At 60.1% G+C, this 19,575-nt stretch carries 13 protein-coding genes and 1 pseudogene; 4 read left to right on the forward strand and 10 right to left on the reverse strand.

Features of this window, described 5'->3' with window-relative positions; translation table 11 throughout:
- Positions 1-12: 12 nt before the first annotated feature.
- Genes ACP4CD_RS12985 through ACP4CD_RS12995 form a run of 3 tightly spaced genes read right to left on the reverse strand, consistent with a single transcriptional unit; the run spans position 13 to position 2,389 of the window.
- Entirely contained in the window at positions 13-777 is a 765-nt protein-coding gene (locus ACP4CD_RS12985; protein WP_426991220.1) for an HD-GYP domain-containing protein, read from the reverse strand.
- Complete coding sequence (locus ACP4CD_RS12990; protein ID WP_426991221.1) at positions 777-1,172, reverse strand: DUF3391 domain-containing protein; 396 nt, start codon at positions 1,170-1,172, stop codon at positions 777-779. The genes ACP4CD_RS12985 and ACP4CD_RS12990 overlap by 1 nt, the downstream gene beginning before the upstream one ends.
- A gap of 20 nt (positions 1,173-1,192) precedes the next feature.
- Positions 1,193-2,389: an HD-GYP domain-containing protein gene (locus ACP4CD_RS12995; protein ID WP_426991222.1), complete on the reverse strand. Its 1,197-nt coding sequence runs from the start codon at positions 2,387-2,389 to the stop codon at positions 1,193-1,195.
- A 473-nt stretch (positions 2,390-2,862) separates the two neighbouring features.
- On the opposite strand from ACP4CD_RS12995, the gene ACP4CD_RS13000 reads away from it, so the two are divergent.
- The gene (locus ACP4CD_RS13000) at positions 2,863-4,320 is read left to right on the forward strand and encodes a GumC family protein (RefSeq protein WP_064028801.1); all 1,458 of its coding nucleotides are present in this window, start codon (positions 2,863-2,865) and stop codon (positions 4,318-4,320) included.
- Positions 4,321-4,552: 232 nt separating this feature from the next.
- On the opposite strand, the gene ACP4CD_RS13005 is transcribed toward ACP4CD_RS13000, so the two are convergent.
- Positions 4,553-5,779: an HD-GYP domain-containing protein gene (locus tag ACP4CD_RS13005; RefSeq protein ID WP_426991223.1), complete on the reverse strand. Its 1,227-nt coding sequence runs from the start codon at positions 5,777-5,779 to the stop codon at positions 4,553-4,555.
- Positions 5,780-5,935: 156 nt separating this feature from the next.
- Here ACP4CD_RS13005 and ACP4CD_RS13010 point away from each other — a divergent pair, with 156 nt between their 5' ends.
- From ACP4CD_RS13010 to ACP4CD_RS13020, 3 genes are all read left to right on the forward strand, one after another.
- Positions 5,936-6,211 carry a cupin domain-containing protein gene (locus tag ACP4CD_RS13010; protein ID WP_064028806.1) on the forward strand — a complete coding sequence of 92 codons (276 nt, stop codon included), beginning with the start codon at positions 5,936-5,938 and terminating at the stop codon, positions 6,209-6,211.
- 115 nt (positions 6,212-6,326) lie between these two features.
- Entirely contained in the window at positions 6,327-7,532 is a 1,206-nt protein-coding gene (locus ACP4CD_RS13015; RefSeq protein ID WP_426991224.1) for an MdtA/MuxA family multidrug efflux RND transporter periplasmic adaptor subunit, read from the forward strand.
- Between the two features lie 13 nt (positions 7,533-7,545).
- Positions 7,546-8,052, forward strand: a complete 507-nt coding sequence (locus ACP4CD_RS13020) for a M48 metallopeptidase family protein (protein ID WP_071157746.1) — start codon at positions 7,546-7,548, stop codon at positions 8,050-8,052.
- Positions 8,053-8,116: 64 nt separating this feature from the next.
- Here the strand turns inward: ACP4CD_RS13020 and ACP4CD_RS13025 are convergent, their stop codons facing one another.
- The 6 genes and pseudogenes from ACP4CD_RS13025 to ACP4CD_RS13050 form a co-directional block, all read right to left on the reverse strand.
- Positions 8,117-8,965 carry a hypothetical protein gene (locus ACP4CD_RS13025; protein WP_071157748.1) on the reverse strand — a complete coding sequence of 283 codons (849 nt, stop codon included), beginning with the start codon at positions 8,963-8,965 and terminating at the stop codon, positions 8,117-8,119.
- Between the two features lie 426 nt (positions 8,966-9,391).
- Positions 9,392-12,424 carry an SNF2-related protein gene (locus ACP4CD_RS13030; RefSeq protein ID WP_426991225.1) on the reverse strand — a complete coding sequence of 1,011 codons (3,033 nt, stop codon included), beginning with the start codon at positions 12,422-12,424 and terminating at the stop codon, positions 9,392-9,394.
- 151 nt (positions 12,425-12,575) lie between these two features.
- Positions 12,576-12,749: pseudogene (locus tag ACP4CD_RS13035) on the reverse strand (type II toxin-antitoxin system HicA family toxin); the annotation flags it as partial.
- Between the two features lie 35 nt (positions 12,750-12,784).
- Complete coding sequence (locus ACP4CD_RS13040; RefSeq protein WP_426991226.1) at positions 12,785-12,994, reverse strand: type II toxin-antitoxin system HicB family antitoxin; 210 nt, start codon at positions 12,992-12,994, stop codon at positions 12,785-12,787.
- A 1,193-nt stretch (positions 12,995-14,187) separates the two neighbouring features.
- The gene (locus ACP4CD_RS13045; RefSeq protein ID WP_426991227.1) at positions 14,188-14,892 is read right to left on the reverse strand and encodes an ATP-binding domain-containing protein; all 705 of its coding nucleotides are present in this window, start codon (positions 14,890-14,892) and stop codon (positions 14,188-14,190) included.
- Positions 14,853-19,523 carry a RecQ family ATP-dependent DNA helicase gene (locus tag ACP4CD_RS13050; RefSeq protein ID WP_426991229.1) on the reverse strand — a complete coding sequence of 1,557 codons (4,671 nt, stop codon included), beginning with the start codon at positions 19,521-19,523 and terminating at the stop codon, positions 14,853-14,855. The genes ACP4CD_RS13045 and ACP4CD_RS13050 overlap by 40 nt, the downstream gene beginning before the upstream one ends.
- Positions 19,524-19,575: the final 52 nt, after the last annotated feature.

The raw sequence follows: 19,575 nt of genomic DNA on the forward strand, positions 1-19,575 counted from the left end.
TCGCCGGCGGCTTTAATGGCCCCCGCATTGCCGCAGGTAATAGCGGACAAATCGGGCAATCGGGTCGGCCAACGACAGTATGCGGACGATTTCAATCGCCGATACCCTCACCGTGCGATTGGGATCGGCGGCAAAATCAAGCAGCTCCTTCGCCGAATTGGTGACCGGCCTTAGGCTAAGCGCGCCGAATTCGGATGCCGGAATGTCTCCAACCACGGCCAACTCGCCGCCGGCCAGTTCGACCAAACAACCTGGCGGCCAAACGCCTAGCGCCCGCACGAAATCGGCCGTCAAATCGCCGTCGAATAGCCGCGCTCCGGCGTTATAAATGCTTGCCAAGGCTTGTAAACCGCTCCTCGCCGGGCGACCGGCGTGTTCCCAGCACAAATCCTCGCACTCGGCGGCCATCGCCGCGATTTGCCCCGCTCGGCTCAAATCTCCCCCGCCGAGTCCGCGCGGATAGCCGCTGCCGTCCGCTCGTTCATGGTGATTTAGCACGATGTCCAATACCTCGATCGGTACGTCGGAAGCCGCCAGCAACATATCGCGTCCGCATTGCGGATGTTGCCGAAACAAAGCCGTTTCGCCGGCATCCAAGGGCCGCTCGGCCGCTCGTATCGCGTCCGGCAAACGTTGTAGACCAATGTCGAGTAACAGCGCGCCGCTGCCCAAGTGTCTTAAGGCCTCGGCCGACAGTCCTGTCGCCAGCCCCCAAACCAACGCCAACGCGGCGGCATTGACCGCTTTCGCGGCCGGGTCCGGTTGGGTGTCGCGCATCAAGCCCCCCAAACCCGCCCGGAGTCCGGCGAAATCCCCTGCTCCAACTCCGCCGCCAGCTTATCAACCGTCGCAAAATCCAGCGTATTTTCCGCCGCCGCGCGCCGCAAAACGTCGGCGTAGCCGAGACGAACCGCCGCGTAACAGCCTTCCCAAGTCGTCGTATCCAGATCCGCGCTCGAGGGAATCGCGCCGGCCGGCGGCGAATCGCTAATATCCTTGCCTTTGGCGGTGTCAATGCACACAAACCGGCAATACTCGCGCAAGGTCGCGACTTGTTTGGCCGAGGTCACCGGAAAGCGGGTTCGAAAAAACGGCAAGTCCAGCCATTTTCGATCGGTATCGACGATATACATCCCGATCTCCAGCTGCTCGGCGTTAATTTTTTTGATCATGCCAGCCGTCCGCCGCGCCCCTAGGCTCCGGCTATGGCGTAGTCCTTGACGAACAAGCCATCCCGGTAATATTCGTTCAAATCCAACCGATAATCCTTGGCTCGCACCACTTGCTTGACGGCATAGCGGTTTCCCTGTGGATCGGCCACCGGTTTGGCCAAGTCCAGCAACCGGGGCTCGATGTCGCTACGCTGGCTATCCTTGACGATCAATATCTTTGGTTTCAAACGATCGGCCTTGTTTTGTTCGACCACGATGCCGATTTCGCCGCTACTCAATTCGACGGCATTGCCCTGCGGATAAAAGCCGATGCAGTTAATGAAATGCGTGACGTAATGGGCTTCGTAACGTTGGCTCATCCCCTTGACCAGCGTGCCCAACGCAATCAAATGCGGTTGACCGTGCTGATAAACCCGGTCGCTGGTCATCGCGTCGTAGGTATCTACGACGGCAACCATTTTGGTGAAATCGGACAACGCCGATTTATCCAAGCCGCGCGGATAACCGCCGCCGTTTAGATGTTCGTGGTGGTTGTGCGCGACATCGACCGCGCCAGGGAATGCCCCTCTGGCCGACATCAACACGTTGCGGCCGTAGACCGTGTGATTGCGCATGATGTCCAGTTCGAACTTGTCGAGCTTGCCGGGCTTGTTCAAAATCTCCAACGGCACCTTCATTTTGCCGACGTCGTGCATCAACCCGCAAAAGCCGATCTTGTTGAGGTCTTCGAGCGAATACTTCAATTCCCTGCCGAGCAGGATCGCCAAAATGCACACATTCATACAGTGTTGAGCGGTGTATTGATCCTGGTCCTTCAACTGGGTCAGCAATAACATGGTTTCGGGATGTTCCAGCACTTGGTCGACACATTCGGCAACCGCTTGCTTGACTGCCTCGGTATTGAATTGATTGCCGAAGCGAATATCGTCCAGCACGGTCTTAATCAAATTGCCGACGCGCTGAAAGGTGACGGCGGTCTGTTCGAAAGAACGGGCAAAGCTGAGCTGTTTACGCGCCTCGGTCGAGCGAGTCGGAATAGCTCCGGTATGGTCTTTTTGAAACTTGACGTCGATATAAACGTAATCGCAAACCGCCTGTATGGCCTGAATATCCGCATGGCTTTCGATGACAATGCGATCCAGCATAAACGGATTTTCGCCTTTCGGTGCTTCCAACTCGCATACGCACATTCCGACTCTGAGTTCGTAAACATGCATTCTGATTATTCCAGCTTTATTCGCAGACATAGACCCCACCAAAATCGAGCCGGCATTGTGCAATAGATCGACCGGCCTAACACGCTTGGATGCCACAAAATATTGATTTGTCTCGCACATTTTGCGAATCCACCGCCGTGCCATTCCAAGACCGCTCACATCGCGGCGCACCGTGGGCGAGCCAACGCTTCTCCCCTTTCCCCATCCACCGCTATTCCCGGCGGCTCGCAAACGCCCATCGCTATGCATGAATAGGACTATAGCCGACGCACGTCGCCCGACAACCTGGAAAACCCGATTACACTCGCCGCCGATTGCGTTACACTGCGTACCTCGGCGGACCTCCCTGCCCTTTCCAGCCACGCCGGCGATCTTCCGGCGCCTTGCTTCGGCCCAGCTCCACCGCACGGTCCGGCACATGCGCCGGCCGCAAGAACCACCGTAATTTGTGCCGACATGAGGAGAACACAGCGATGTTTCTCAAATCGTTCCGACAATACGCTAACGCGTACCCAACACCGCCATTAAGAATTCCGCAGCGCATCAGCTTGTTTTTGCTGGCCTTCCTGCCGTTGTTTACGATTTCTCAAATTCTGATTTTTATGCAACCGGCCATATACCGTAGCGAGGCTTCGGTATTGACCAGCGAATCCGCCCAGGTCGACCAAGCGCCGGCCGAGGCCGATCCGCAACAGACCGGCATCCAGGCCCAGGTCTTGCTCGGCCAGGACATCCTCGAAAAAACCGCCGCGCGTCTCAGCGAGCGGTCCGCGCCGACAGACGTCGCGGATCTGCATAAAATGCTGGGCGCCACGCCGGTGGCCGACAGCAATCTGATTAAATTACACGCCGAAGGCTACGACCCTGGAAAACTGCAGGTGATTCTGAACGCCTGGATAGAAACTTATCGACAACTCCGCGAAGACTACATTCGCCAAGTCACCGCTCAATCCACGGCGACCCTGGACGGCGAACTGGATCGGGTGGGACTATTGTTGTCGGCAAAACGCCGCGAATTGGATCAGTTCCGACTAACCCACAATATCCTGTCCCAAGATAGTAGCGACAACCAAGCCCACGCCCGCCTGCAGGGTCTCAACGCCTCCCTGAATAACGCGCTGGAAGAAGAAGCCAAGGCGAAAGCGAAAGTCGGAGCGATCCGCGCCGCGATCGAAGAAGGTCGGCCGGTAATTCCGAACCAAGACAGCCGCAGTTTGGCGGTTCTGCAAGAAACCGCGGAGCGCTTGCGCGACAAACTGGAAAACCTGCGCGGCCGCTACACCGAGCATTACATCGATTTTCATCCGACCATGAAAATCGTCAAACAGCAGTTGAGCGAACTCGATGCCAAGATCAGCGAAAAAGAGCATAGCGGCACCGATTTCATGTTGCAGGAAGCAAACACCGCCTACGTGGCCGCCCGACGCACCGTCGCGGATTTGCAAAAGCAACTGGCTCAACACAAGCAAAAAGCCGCCGAATACACTGGACAATTCGAAAAATACCAAGCGATGCTGCAAGAACTGGAAGGCCTGGAAAAACTGCAGCAAGACACCAAGCAGCGCTTGGCGGACATCGAAGTCAAACAGCGCCAGACCCATCCGCAATTGAGCGTGATCGATTGGGCAACCCTGCCGACCGAACCGATTCGACCGGATTATTGGCTAGCCGCCGCGATCGCGTTGGCCGCCAGCGTGGGGGCGGGTCTGTTCGCGGTCTGGCTGGCGGACTATCTGAATCCCAATCCACAATTGCGCAACTTGCAAACGATAACCGGCATTCGGGTTTACCCGCACCGGCCGTCTCCGAACGATCGCCGACAATTGCTGGACAGGCGCCGACCGCCCGACGCACTGGGCTTCGATCCGCTACAAGCCATTAACGAATCGCCGCGCGAAGACGGCGAGGACCGCCGCCGCGACCGGCGCTAACCTAACGGTCCCTCCCCCTGCATCCCCACGAAAAATGAAAGCCGGTGGCGTAGGCCGGGATTTAGCCGTGCTGGAAGGCTCTCCGGCACCGGAAGAGTTTTGGTCTTTCCGACGAACTCCGCGCACGACAAGCGCCCTTCTCCCTACAAATCCTGCGTTTTCGAGCGGTCTCCGTTGCCGAGCGAGTACCAGAACCTTGGTCAAGATAGAGTCGGTCGCCGACAATCTAGCGTCAGGCACTCGCCAATTGATAGTAAGCCTCCGCGCGCGCCGCCAACTTGCCGACTACGTCCGGGTCCAGCTTGCCTTCCGCGACGCGCCGGCGCAAATCAGCCAAAGCCTCTTCCGCCGTCACGCTGGGACGGTAAGGCCGCACTTGAATCAAGGCCTGAAAAATATCGGCCACCGCGATGATCCGGCATTCCAAATCCAATTCCTTGGGCTGACTACGGAACGGATAACCGTCTCCCACCAGGGTTTCATGGTGATAGCCGGCCCAAATCGGGATTTTGGAATCGGCGAACACCCGCAGTAAAATCCTGAAGGTATCGTAACTGTGCCGGTGCATCGTCGCCCGTTCGGACGGCGTCAAGCCTCCCGGCTTATTGATGATGTCCTCGGACACGCGCAGTTTGCCGATGTCGTGCAGCAAGCCGGCGATTTCAATCTGCTCCAGATGGCAACCGGATAATCCGAAATCGGCGCCCAATTCGCGGGCTATCAACGCCACCCGCTGCGAATGCTCGTCGGTAAATGGGGTCTTGGCGTCGACCACGCGGGAAAACAAAGTCGCCAAATCTTTAAGCTCGGCCATGTCCAGCAACACCGGTTCCAGACCGGCGCCGATCACGCGCAAGTCCTCGTCGAGGTATTCCGGCTCCATCGCCAGCCAGAACGCCTCGACCTCCGCCAACTCGGCGAACGCCTCGACCAATTCCGGGCAAAACAGCAAGCCGGCCAAACCGCGAATCCGGGCGATGATATTCGAAAATTCGTTCAGAATATGCTCGCTATTCAAGAACGGCGCCTGCAGCACGTCTATGCGATCGGCCAGAAACAGCAAATTGGTCCGCAAGCGCAAGTCCGGCGCCAGCGGCAATTCCAGCAAGGTCCGCCAACGGGTGTGGTGATAGCGAATGTCGTCGGCCAGATGGGCAACCGGCCGGCAGGCCGCCAAATACTCGGCGCCTCGGATGCAATGATCTTCCGCGCCGTCCCATTCCAGCGTCTCGGTCAACTGACGGTGCTCGTGAATCCGCGACACGCCGCAATCGTGCAACATGCCGGCATGCAACATCGCCATCCGATCGGTGGCCGACCAACCCAGACGATCGGCCACGGCGCGGGCGATCATCGCCACCCGTTTACCGTGCCGCACTTCGTCGACGCCCACCAGGTCCAGAGCGCCGCTCAACGCGGCGATCGCCTCGTGCATATTGACGTGTTGTAGAGTCTTCAAAATCGGCCCCCGCCCGAAATGTGCCGGACTCGAACTGTGACGCCCGGCCCCGCTTGACTAAAATTACCGAGCCATTCTAGCACGCGGCCGCGTGGCCCCGCGCCGCCGACAATGGTAGAATCAAACCCTCTTACCACCCGAACCCGAAAGGAAGTCATGAGTCAGATTATTATCGAACACAATCCCAGCGAGGAGCGTTTACAGGAATTGGGCGTCTCCGAATGGCCGATCTGGGAAAAAGAAGTGTCCAAATTCACGATCGATTTCGACGAAACCGAAACCGCCTACGTCCTGGACGGCGAAATCTTGGTCACGCCGACCGGCGGCGAAGCGGTGCGCATCGTCCCCGGCGATCTGGTGATCTTTCAAGCCGGTTTGGACAGTCATTGGGAAGTAGTCAAACCGCTACGCAAACACTATCACTACGATTAAGGCGCGGCCGGCCCGAGGTTTGGAAAAGGCATCCACCGGATGCCTTTTTTATGACAACGCCTCGAAGTCGCCGGGCCACTCCGCCCCGCCGACAAGGACACCACGGTAAGCCCGCATGGACAATCCACGACCTCCCGAAACCCGCGCCGCCGGCCGGTCAGGTTGGCCGACCGCCGCGCTGCTGTTCGCGCTGACCGCCGGCTACGGCTACTGGCGCCTGCACGCCACCGAAGAGCCTAGCGAGCGACCCGGCTCGACCGGCGCTGGGGACGCACCAGCGGCCAGCGTCACCACCGCCACCGTCAACCAAGGCGACCTGCCGATTTATCTGCACGGCCTGGGCACCGTCACCCCGCTACAAACCGTGACGATCAAAAGCCGAGTGGACGGCGAACTGGTCAAGGTAGCCTTCCGGGAGGGCCAAACCGTACAAGCCGGCGAACTGCTGGCCGAGATCGATCCCCGCCCTTATCAGGTGCAATTGCACCAGGCCGAGGGCCAACTGATGCGGGATGAAGCACTGTTGAGCAATGCCGAGCAGGATTTGCAGCGCTATCGTACCCTGCTGGCACAGGATTCAATCGCCGCCCAGCAAACCGCCACCCAGGAGGCACTGGTACGCCAATACCGGGGCACCGTCGAAATGGACCGAGCGCAAGTCAACAACGCCAAGCTCCAACTCGACTACACCCGCATCGTCGCGCCAATCGCCGGTCAAATCGGCCTGCGGCTGGTGGATAAAGGCAACATCGTCCGCGCCGGCGACACAACCGGTCTGGCCGTTATCACCCAAATTCAACCGATCACCGTGCTGTTCACGCTGCCCGAGGATCAGGTGCCGGCGGTGATGCGCCGCTGGCGTAGCGAACGCAATCTGACGGTGGAAGCCTTCGACCGCTCCGGCCTGCGCAAATTGGCCGACGGCAAATTGCTGGCGGTGGACAACCAAATCGATACCGCCACCGGCACCCTGAAACTCAAGGCCTGGTTCGACAACGCCGAGCGCGGACTGTACGCCAACCAGTTCGTCAATATCCGGCTGCGGCTGGACACCTTACCCGCCGCGACGCTAGCCCCGGCCGCCGCCATTCAGCACGGCGCCAACGGCGATTTCGTTTACTGGGTCAAACCCGACCGAACCGTCACGATTCGGCCGATCAAGACCGGGCCGGTCGACGCCGACCGCGTTGCCGTTTTGGAAGGCCTCGCTCCCGGCGATGTCCTGGTCGTGGGCGGCAGCGACAAATTACGCGAGGGCAGCCGAATCAAGCCGGCCGACGCCGCCGCTTCCCCAGAGACCGCGCCGGTTCCGGCCCGATAAGCCTCTCGGTCCAATGCACACCCCGGTTTCCAAATATTTAAACGGTTATCCGGCCGAATTGGTCGAGCGCGCCGAGCAATGGCTGAGCAGCGGCAAGCTGGGCGACTGGCTGGCCGGCAAATACCCGCGGACTCACCACGTCCAGACCGACAAGGCGCTTTATCACTACGTGACGGACTTGAAAAGCCAATATTTGCGCCAATCCGCTCCGCTCAGCAAAATCGTCTACGACGACAAACTGGACATCGTTCATCAAGCGCTGGGTTTGCACAGCGTCGTCGCCAGGGTGCAAGGCGGCAAACTCAAGGCCAAAACCGAAATCCGCATCGGCGCGGTTTTCAAAACCGCGCCGGCCGCCTTCCTGCGCGCCATCGTCGTCCACGAGTTGGCGCATTTGCGCGAAAAAGACCACAACAAAGCCTTTTACCAACTGTGCCGCCACATGGAACCGGACTATCACCAACTGGAGTTCGATCTGCGCCTGTATCTGGCGTTTCAGGAAAGCCGGCGCGGGAACTGAATCGCGAGCCGCGACTTCGAGCGGTACGCGGTGCGTAGCCGGTCCAAGCCATTCCGCCCCGTCGCTATTGAAGATTCAACACGCCGCCGGTACCGGCACCGCCCTTGATTTCCTGCGCCTTGTAGTTTTTAACCGCGACGACCAGTTGATTGTAGGCATCCAAAAACGCCGCCGCCGTGGACAAACCTTCGGGCGTGTTTTTGAAACTCGCCAAGCCGACCACCGCGCCAACGCTGTCCCCCAAATAGCCGCCCCAGCCGTTGGTTTGCAAACGGTTGGCGGTGGCGCTGCCTTGCGAGATGCCGATCTGCACGGTCGAGCGAATATCGGTCAAGGTCAGGGTCACATCGGTGGTCCGTTTATCGGCGGCGTCCGCCATCGTGGCGGCCAGCGAGTCGGCCAGAATGCCGCCCAACGAAATTTGCCCCGGCGGCGAGTAATGGCGGTAGCCGGCGCCAAAGGCGCCCGCCCGATGCCCTTCGGTCGATTCGTTCAGCACGATCACCTGCGGTTCCATCAGATAATCGGCGGCGACCCGTTGGCCTTTATGCTGTTTGGAGCCGGCCCGGTATTCCCCGGAATTGCGCTGTTCGCCGACGATTTCGTTAATCAATGCTCGAGTGGCGGTGTTGCCGATCGCGGTGATCGCAAAACAGTTCGACTGTTGCACCGCCAAGCGGATCAACGGATCGACCGTCGTCACCGCCTGAGCGCCGGTAATACGGCCATCGCTGACCGCCAAAGTCCCCATGGGACTGGCGCAGCGCTCCAGCGATTTATTCGCATCGACGCTGGTCCCGCCCGCCGCCGATCCGGACACCAGATTACCGCTGCCTCCGGTCTGCAAGCCGGGTTTAGCACATCCCGACAGCAAGACCACCAAGCCGATTTTCAAAGCCATACCTCGATTCATCAGACACCCTCGCCGAAAGTTGGAGCTTGATCCAAGCGCGAGAATCATAAGACAATTTGCCGCCGACGTCTGCATAACAAATACGCTAGAAAGCTTCCATTGCCCACTTGCACCGGCAAGAGCCCCGGCCGGCACATACATCTCCGTTGGCCCGGACAACCCGCACAGCTCGGAAAACCGCATTGGCGTAATAATCGATGTCGGAATCGGCTATCACGACGTTGAGTATCCACTGATCGGAACGGCGCCAATCGCGGATAAGCCCCTTCCATGGCGTTGTTATTCACCAACCGGGATGACGCAATGCCATCGCGCTGGTCAAGACACTCGTGATACGGTTTCCTTACCCGACTTTCCAAACGACTGAATGCCTTGCTCTTCGCGCATTGAGCCTAGTTTCGTCCGGTCCGGCCGGGTGGGCGACCGTCAAGTCGCGGCATCAATGAAGCGCTCCGCGTCCGCGGCGACCTGTCGCAGCAGCGGCTCCGGAACCCAAGGGCTTAAGCTTAGCGATACGGCTTGCACAATCAGCGCAACCTGTTCGGCCGTCAGCGACGCGCGCGGCACGATGTCGGCGTAAAGCCAGATCGCCGCTTCGTTGGGCGGCGGCGCGCAGTCTATTCCGGCCAGCGCGGCGACCTTGTCGAGCAGGGCTAACGCCAGCAAATCCATCACGCCGGCCGTGCATTGTTGTTCCAACAGCACTTGCGCCGAGCGCAGTTTTTGCAAGGCCGTTTCATGCAACGGATTGACGGGCGCGGGCTCGGCGGCGGCCTCGTACACGGCCCGCGTTTCGGCCAATGGCGAGGCGGAGCCCAACCGCTGCAAACTACGCCAGGTACGGCGGTCGATCACCGCGACCGGCAAACCGCCGTCAGACACGTTTTCGGCGACCTTTTCGTCGCCTTCCCGCCAGCTTTCGACCACGACCAGCAAGCCGCCGGCTTTGGCCAGCACGCGTTCGATGCGCGATCCAAAGGCGGTCTGGATGCCGGCTACGGCCAGCCTTACGCTGTCTTCGTCGTCGGCACCGGTTCCGAGCGGCACATGGACGGCGGCCGGACGCGGCGGTTCCGCTTCGGTTTCCGGAACCGCCCGCGGCTCGAGCGTTTCCACCCTCGCCGCATCGTCGGCCGGCGGGCCGCCCGCCAGATCATCGATCAGGGTTTCCAGCATTTTCTTGGTCAGGCCGACCACGTCCTCGCTGGCGTCCGGCTCGATGACGTTGTCGAACAAATCGCGTTTGCCCTTCACCAATTGCGCGACGCGCTGTTCGTAAGAATCCTCGGCCAGTAAAATGAAAATCTGCACCTTGTGTTTCTGGCCCAGGCGGTGAATCCTGGCGATGCGTTGATCGAGGATCGCCGGGTTCCACGGCATGTCCAGATTGATCAGCACCGTGGCTTCCTGCAGATTCAAACCGGTGGCGCCGGCATCGGTGGAAATGAACACCTGCACGGAATCGTCGCCACGAAAACGCTCCATCAATTCGCCGCGCCGGTTGCTCGGCACGCCGCCGTGCAGGCGCACGCAGCCCAGGCCCATGCCGCGCACCAGCGACTCGACCATCTCGGTCATCAGCGCCCATTGCGAAAACACCACCGCCTTGCGGTTGCTTTGCAGACACAGTTCTTCCAGCAAGCGCGCCAGTTCGTCCAGTTTCGGCGAACCGACGGTTTCCTTGTCCACCAGTCCCGCCGCGTTGCAAGCCATCCGCGCCTGTTGCAAGGCCGCCAGCATGCGGTTGTGCTCGCCCGGCGTCAGCGGCCGGCGCTTGGCGATTTGCGCGATCTGGCTGGCGGCTTGCAGCGCCGAGCCGTGCAATTCCTGTTGCTTGTCGGTCATCGCAATGTCCAGCGTCACTTCGGTGCGATCCGGCAACTGGTCGGCGACCAGTTTGCGGTCGCGGCGCAGCAACACCGGCGCGATGCGGCGGCGCAGCTCCGACAGGTTGCGGTAGCCGATGACCTTGCCGCGTTCGTCGGTGACGTGAAAATCCAGCAGACAGCGCCACAGCGGCCCCAACACCCGAGCGTCCACCAATTGCAACAGGCTGTACAAATCCTCCAGGCGGTTTTCCAGCGGCGTGCCGCTGAGCACGAACACGTAGCGGGCCGGAATCAGTTTGACGGTCGAGGCCAGTTTGGTACGCCAATTCTTGATGCGCTGGGCTTCGTCGAGAATCAGCAAATCGGGTTTGAGCGCTTCGCCGATCAAGCTCAGGTCGCGCAGCACCAATTCGTAATTGAGGATGAAAAAGCTCGCATCGGCGCGGTATTGCACGCCGCGCTGCTCCGGGCCGCCGCTGACGATTTGGGTGGAAAGTCCGGTGAACTTGGCGATTTCCCGCGCCCATTGGTGTTTCAACGACGCCGGGCAAACCACCAGGATGCGTTTGACGCCTTCATGCTCGGCCAACCAACTGCCGGCGGCGATGGCTTGCAGCGTCTTGCCCAATCCCATGTCGTCGGCCAACAAGGCCCGGCCGCGCGAAGCCAGAAACGCCGCGCCGTCGACCTGATACGGAAACAGTTTGACCTTCAACCCCGGCAGCACGCCGTTGCCCCGCTGGATTTGCCGGGTGATGTCCTGGCCGCGCAGGGCTTGCGCCGCGTCTTCGGCGACTTGCCGGGCGTATTGCACGGCATCGTCGCCGAGCAGAAAATCCTCGCGGCCGTAAACGAGTTGCGAGCAGCGGAAGAAATCCTCCGGCAAGCGCCCCGAGAAGCGGTCTTGTTCGTCGAAAAATTCGGCCAGCAACGCCGCCAAGTCTTCGGCCATATCGGCGCGGCGCTGCAGTTTCAATACCGGCCGGGTCGCCGACTCCCAGGCCAGATAAACGAAGGACAACGGGCAACCGGCCTCCTTCAAACGTTGGTAATGCGGTTGCTTGCGAGCATGATGCAGCACCGCCTCGATGTGCTTGCAAGTGCCGAGCCGGTTGCTCGCCAAGTCCGGACAAGTGCAGTAATTGACGCGCTGGTCCAGCGAGCGAATCTGCACCTGATAGGAACGCTGCCAATGCGTCGCCGACACCAGCGACGTGGCCTGCCAGGTGCCGAAACCCAGATTGCCGCTCAGCAATTTGACCCGGACTTCGTTCCGGCCCTTTTTAACGCGCTCCTGTATCGCCTCGTCCACCGCGCTATCCAGACCGGTGGTGTCGATAGTCGCGAATTGGTCGGCATAGGCATACAACGCCGCGACGGCATGGACACAGACTGTGGCTTCGGGGTGGCAATCGCAACCCACCAGCAAATTACCGTCGGCATCGGCCGCGAGCTCCAGCCAATATTGCTCGCCGTTTTCGTCCTCGACCTGAGCCGTCAGCCGACCCTCTTCCAGTCTAACGCCGATCACCCGGTTGTCGTTGAAATAGCGCAAACCTTGCTTGACCAAATCCTCCGAGGCGATGGCGTGCAAACGTTCGGTGTCGTAGAGGTAAATGTCGTTGTCCATGACGGGTCCGCGGCTGGCAAAATTGCCCCGATTTTACCGCCAAGCGGCGGGAAGATGAAATTCAAACGGGGGGTACGGCGTATTCCCCGAAAAAGAAGCGCGGTGCGCCGCCTACGGAACTATAGGATGTCCGCTTCGAGCGCCGAGAAGGTTACAGATCATCTGGAGATAGGCCAGTATGCTTTGCAACGCGCGCCATCATTTTGGGGCCGATTTCATCGTCATCATGGAAGGCGAAAACAAAACCGTGCCAGCCATTCCGGGTAAGTGTTCTATGCGAACCGGATTGTCGTTTGATCTGCCAACCGAGTCGGAGCAGCGCCGCGAGAAGATGCTTTGCTTTGACCGATGGTCATTGGCTCATGCCGCAATCGGAACGGTAATATTGATGGAGCAGGGGCGGCTCTCGTTGTTTTCGAGCCGTTCAGCAATCACGCGAAGGGCGAGAACTTCAACTTTGGACACCGCTTCCAGCGAAGATGTGCCGTAAGCAAGGACACCCGGCAACTCCAAGAGCTCCGCCAACCAACGGCCATCAGATTCTTGCTCCAGTTCAATGGTGAAATTCATTTTGCCCTCCTGCTCAATTCATACGGATGGTTTAATTCTACTCCCAAATAGCTATAACCCTAACCTTGGCGTTGCACGTAAACGCGGCATCAAAAGGCGTCTATCTATCCAACTTTTTCAACACCGCAATCGCTACGCGGTGCGCACCCTACGAGGCTGCATGGATGCAGGAGCAATTGCCGAGGCCAAACACAAATTCGCCTGGCGCGAATTTAAACAGCCAATGGGCTGGCCCGCAGGGCGAAAACCAAGGATGGTTTTCGTAGCCAAAGTATCGCGGCTGCCGGTCCACGAACCGGCATTAAAAATTAGGCCTCACGATAGCGAAACAATATTCATCCCAGTTTTAAATCCGCGTGGGCACAAAAACCGTGCCCACCCTACGCCACCGGATGGTTTTATCCCCTGATGCCGCGCCGAGCACTTGAGGGTTTGGACGGATCAGCCCGGCAGGGGCGCGGCAGGGAAGCCGCGCGTTTTCGGAGGGCTAGGAAAGCCCTTCCGAAAACCCCGCCCGAACCCTCGGGAGCGCAGGATCAAAGCGGCATGGGGTGTCGTTTCTTTTGGATACTTTTCTTTGGACAAGCAAAGAAAAGTATCGCGGTTGCCGGTCCGCGAACCGGCGGTAAATAGGGCTTCGCGGTAGCGAAACGATTAAAACAAAAGCATTTGAATCAAAAATATGCGTCCGATTACGCTGGCGCTAATCGGACCTACGCGGACTTACGATGGAGGGCCTAGAAAATAAAGTATTGACCATAATACTGCACAGGTTAGACAAAAAAGGCCATATGTGATGACAACAAGCCGCATTCCACCACGCCATCCAAGTAACCTGCCTTCCTTGTTGGAGATTCGGTTGCTGAAGAACCAACCGCCCAGGCCCAGGTGTAAAACAAAGCTATAAAGCAGACTTAGACCGATAGGTAACGAAACATCCCAGATATTTGATGCAGCACGTCCGAGCGCGATTATAAAAAGCATCAACAAGGAAAACAAAAAGGAGTGCGTCCAGCTAACAACGGAGCCATGCATAATTCTGGCAGAAAGCTTGAGATAAGCTGAATACCAAATAGTGAACAGAACGATTGATATCAAAGGGATTATTAACTGCATGTGATTCCTGTTTGCCCAACAAGTAATTAGATAGCGTCCTTATATCATCCCCGATATTCCGCGGGCAACACAACCTATCAACTAACCCAATACTCAATCTCCGCCAACACCACCTCCCACCTCTCGCACCGCAAACCCTCCGAATCCCCCGCCTTGGCCTGCCTCGCCAAAATCCCCGCAACACGAACCGCGACGATAGCGCCTTGCGGCGGAACAAAGGCTTGCGCCATGCGGGTGACGGTCGTGCCGTTGGCGTCGGCTAGTTCCCAGCCGGGTTTGCCGTCGCCGCGTGGGCGCAGGGTTAGCGGGTCGCCGTAGTCCAAGGCGGCGATGGCGCGGTGGATGGCATGGTTGGCGGCAAAGTAGCCGGGCCAGGACAGGACAACCTGTTCCGGTCCGGCCAGCCAGCGGCGTTGGCAGGCTTCCGGCAGGTCGCCGCCAGCTTCGATAGTGCTGGTCAGGCACAGCGGCGCGCAGTCGGCGATGAAGGCGTGGCGTCCGCCTAGTCTTTGGCACAGGGTTAAGGTTTGGCGGGCGCGGGTCATCGCCACGTAGAACAGGCGGCGTTCGTCGTCGCCGGCTTGTTGCCAGCCGCCGGCATCCAGGATCAGGACGTGGTCGAATTCCAGGCCCTTGGCGCGGTGGGCGGTCAGCAGCAATAGCGGTGCGTGCGGGCCGTCGGCGAAACGGGCTTGGCGACCGCTGCCGAATTCGTAGAGGGCTTCGATCAGGTCGGCGGCGACTAAACGGCCCTGCCCCTCACCCCCGGCCCCTCCCGGCAACCGTTCCGGACGTTGCTCTCACTCCTGCTTCCTTGCAGTCGTCCCCCAGGGAGAGGGGAGATGAAAGGCACGTTGTCTGTAGAACTGACTTCTGCGTCTGCGATGAATTGTGCCAACATCGCCCGGTAGGGATGGCTGATAGCCTCGGTAACCGACTGGCCGTAGCGGCGTTTAAACCAGCGCGACAAGGCGCCATGACGAATCAACAGCCGCCGGCCACTGCTCTCCCGACGGTGCCCTGCTTTTAGCTGCCACCCTTCGCCGGGCCTGTCCTGAGCGAAGCCGAAGGGCTCAGGGCGAACGGATTTCCGGGACTGACCCGACAGCAAAGTCAGCAACGCCGCCCCTTCGCGCGTCGCATGCAAAGCCGGCAATTCGTCGTCGCGCAATAACCTAGCCGGAATCTCCAGACTGCGGCACAGCGCGGCCAAGGGCTCCAGAGCTTGCCAATGGCGGGCGATGACCGCGAAGCGGCCCCAATGAGCCGGGCGTTCGCCAAAACGCAAGGCGTTCAAGCGTTTCAATTCGGCCAACGCTGCCGCCAGTTCCGCGCCGGCTGGCGGAGGTGTTCGCAGGATATGCACCCGGCCCAAGGTCAACGGGTCCAGCGCCTCGAATTCGCCACCGGCCGGCTGGTCGCGGCGGAAGTGGTCGACGCGGATAAGCTGCTCGCGCTTCATGCGTTCCTTGGCGCCAGTTATGACGCGGTTGGCGCAGGCGATGATCTGCCCGGTGGAGCGGTAATTTTCCACCAGGTAACACACCTTGGCCTGATAATCGACTTCGAACTGGCGGATGAAACGCACGTTGGCGGCGTTGAAGGCGTAGATGTTTTGATCGTCGTCGCCGACCGCCATCAAGGTCAATTTATCGTCGGCACCGCTCAAGGTTCGGCCGGCAAGAGCACTGATCAAGTCGTAATGGTCGGCGTTGATGTCCTGGTACTCGTCAACCAACACGTAACGCAGCCCGGCCAGCAGGCGGTCGCGGCGCGCCGAGGCGCCGGCTTCCTCGTCGGCGTCGGCGCGGCGCAAGTTGGCGGCGGCGTTTTTGATCACCGCGGCAAAGTCCACCACTTCGCCGCGCTCGGCGGCCACCGCGCAACTGGTGCCGGTCAGGCGCAGGGCCAGCGTGTGCAGGGTTTGCACGGTGACGCCGGCGGCATCGGCGCCGGCCAAGGCCCACAGCCTGCGGCGTATTTCAACCGCCGCCGCCCGATTGTAAGTCAGCACCATGATCGCATCCGGCGCGACCAGCGCCTCGCGCAGCAGCCAGGCCACGCGATGGACGATAACCTTAGTCTTGCCGGCGCCGGGTCCGGCCAGCACCAGTAAATTGGCGTCCGGCGGCGCGGCGACGATGGCTTGCTGCTCGGGATTTTTCAGGTCGGTGAGGATGCGGCGGTGGGCGGCCTCGCTGGTTGCCATTTCCAGGATGTCCTCGCGGCCGGCGAAATAGCGGCGCACGAATTCGGCCCGTTCCATACCAAAGTAATCGACGATGAAACTCATCGCCGCCTGGATCTTGCCCAGCGCCAGCTTGGCGTATTCGGCCATCACGTGCACCTGGATGATCTTGTCCTTGTAATGCAAAGCCAGCTCGGCGTAATCGGCATTCTTAAACTGGCGGCGGCGCGCCTCGGGATTCAGTTGAATATGCATCGCCGAACGGAAAATCGCCTTGCCGCGCGCCAAGTGCAAGACCTCGTTGGCGTCCAGATACAGCAGCGCGGCGGCTAGCGCCGCTTGCCAGTCGCTGATTTCCAGGTCTTGCAAGGTCAAATCGCTTTGCAAGGCGGCTTCCAACACGCCCTGTTCGCAGGTCACCAACAGATTGTTGCCCTGGCGCAGCCCGGCGAAATAGCCGACCAGGGCCTGAGCCAGCCGCATGCGCTTGGCGCGGATGTGCTCGATTTGCCGCCAGTCGCGCAACAGCTTGACGTAGCGGTGGTCCGGGCCGCCGGGGCGCAACGCAAAAAAGCCGCGCCGGGATTTGTCGCCGTCGTCGCCGAAAGTTTCGGCAAAGGCTTTCAGCAAGCGGGTCAAACGGTCCGGTTCCAATTCGACGCCGGCGTCGCGGCGCAAGGTGTCGCACAAGCGGCGCATGTGCAGCATCTGCCATTGTTCCAGATCCGCATCCGGCGCGGCTTCGCGCAGACAGTTGACTAGCGCGTCCTCCAGTTTGACGAGGTCCGCCAGGCGTTCGACGGTGTCCGGGTCGCGGTAAAAGCTCACGCCGATTTCAGTGTCGTTGGACACCAGCTTGAAGCGATCCAAATCGCGGAGCAGGTTTTGCACCACCTGCGCCGGCTGGCCGGTGGCCAATATCAGGTCGTCGGTGCTGATGCCTTCGTCGTCGCCGGCGTTGAGCAATTCCGCGAGCACGGCCAGATAAGGTTCGGGATCGGCGTTGGGCCCTAGCTTTTGCTTCAACAATAATCCGGCTTCGTCCAGCGTCGCGACTTTCAAACAGCCTGGAAACACCCGGGTATGGTTTTCCTGGCGCTCCAGCAGCCGCGCCTCTTCCAGCCAGGCCACGGCGATGCGCACCTTGGTGTCGGCATCGGCGGCGTCGGGGTCGATGCCATGCTTGTCGGGGATTTCTAAAAGGATTTCGCCGCTGGTGACGACTACGCTGCCCTCGCTCCTGTCCTTACGTTCGATGCCGCGCAGGGCTTTGAGAATCGCGTAAATGTCCTGCTGGGTCAGCCTGGAATTACGCAACAAGCGAAACTGCACGTCCAGGTCGGCGTCGTCGTACAGCAAGATGCAGCGCGCCGGCGCCTGATCGCGGCCGGCGCGGCCGGCTTCCTGCAAATAATTTTCCAGCGAGCCGGGGGTATCGAGATGAATCACTAGCCGCACGTCGGCCTTGTCCACGCCCATCCCAAAAGCATTGGTCGCGGCGATGACCCGCAACTCGCCGGCGATGAAGGCTTCCTGCATCCGCCGCTTATGCTCGGGCGGCATGCCGCCGTGGAAGTGGCCGCAGTCCAGGCCGGCCTGAGTCAAGAACTCGGCCATTTCCTCGACGGTTTTCTGCCGGGCGCAAAACACGATGGCACCGCCGTCGCCGCGCAAGGCTGCTTCCAGCAAACTCAACACCGCCGGGTATTTGGCCTGGGCCGGCACCGCGTGGACTTCGTAGTTCAAGTTGTCGCGACTGACCCCGCCGCTCAGCACCGCCAAGTCCATGTCCAGCCTCTGCTTGAAATGGCCGACGATGTCGGCGACCACGTCGGGCTTGGCGGTGGCGGTAAAGCAGAATACCGGCGACGGTTTATCCTTCTGCCGCGATTTGATGAAGCGCGACACGTACAGATAATCCGGGCGGAAGTCGTGCCCCCATTTGGACAAGCAATGCGCCTCGTCGAACACCCAGGCGCCGACGTCGCGGTGAGCCAGGGCGTTGGCAAAGGCGCTGCTGCGGAATTGCTCGGGTGCGACGAAGATCAATCCCAAATCGCCCAAGCGCAGTTTGTCGAGCACGACCCGCCGCTCCAACGGGTTGAGCAGGCTGTTCAAATAGCCGGCGCAGGCGATGCCGCGCGCTTCCAGGTTGTCGACCTGATCCTTCATCAACGATTGCAGCGGCGAAACCACCACGGTCAGGCTGCCGCTCCGGTAATAGCGGGCCAGGGCCGGCAACTGGTAACACAAGGACTTGCCTCCGCCGGTCGGCAAAATCGCCAGCATCGGCCGACCGGCGAAACCGTGCTCGACGATGGTTTGCTGCAAGGAGCGGCCGTCGGCGGTGGTGGGCGTGGCGCGAAAATCCGAGATGCCGGCGAAGTAGCGCGCCAGCAGTTTTTTCAAGTCGTGCTGTTCGCTGCACCAAGCGCAAGCCGGATCGCCGCAGGGCACGTCGCGCAGTTGGCTAATCAGGATTTTGGTTCGAGGAAACTGCGCGCCCACCCAGGGCGGCAATACCGAATTGCCGCCGGCCACCCGCAGCCAGGCCAGCACGTAGGCCAGCGGCTTGTGCCAATTCGCATCGGGGAAACAATCTTCGGCGACGCGGTGTTGGGCGTTGCTGCAAACCTTGCCGGTGGTCGCTTTCAACCAAGCCGCCTGGGCTTGCGCCAAGGTCGGCCTTAGCGCATTGCGCAAGGTCGCGAAGAAACTGGCGACGCCGCGTCCGCTTTCCGGCGCCAACAAAAAATGCAGACAGAGCATGTCGTTCGGGTGTTCCTCGACGCGTTGCAACAAGGCCTCGCGCTGCTCCAGAAACAGCTCGTAAGCCAGTTCGGCATCGCGTACCGGATCGTTGCGGGTGGTCGTGCAGAGTTTGTAATCCTTGACCAGGCGGTGGTAAGGGTTTTGCGGAAAGGCCAGCGGCGACAGTTCCAGGGTATCGACCAGCGGCAGTTGATGAAGAGACAGATCCGGATGCAACAGCGCCAGGGCCGGCTGGTCGAAGGCGACGATGTTATGCCCCAGCACAAACGCCGCGCCTAGACTGATGTCGTCCAGCCGCGCGCTCAAGTCCTTAGCCTTGCCGGAAATGCGCAGTTTCGCGCCGGTATCCGGGCGGACGGCGCCGATTTCGCGCAGATGCAAGCTATCCTGGCGGGCGGTTTCGATGTCCAAGCACAGGCAGCGGGGTTTAAGAGGATGGGAAGCGAATGTCATCGGGTCGGATTGTAATAGACGGTTTCGGCACTACTTTAGTACAGCAACGCCG

The sequence above is a fragment of the Methylomonas stagni genome, assembly GCF_050154735.1.
GTDB lineage: Bacteria > Pseudomonadota > Gammaproteobacteria > Methylococcales > Methylomonadaceae > Methylomonas > Methylomonas koyamae_A.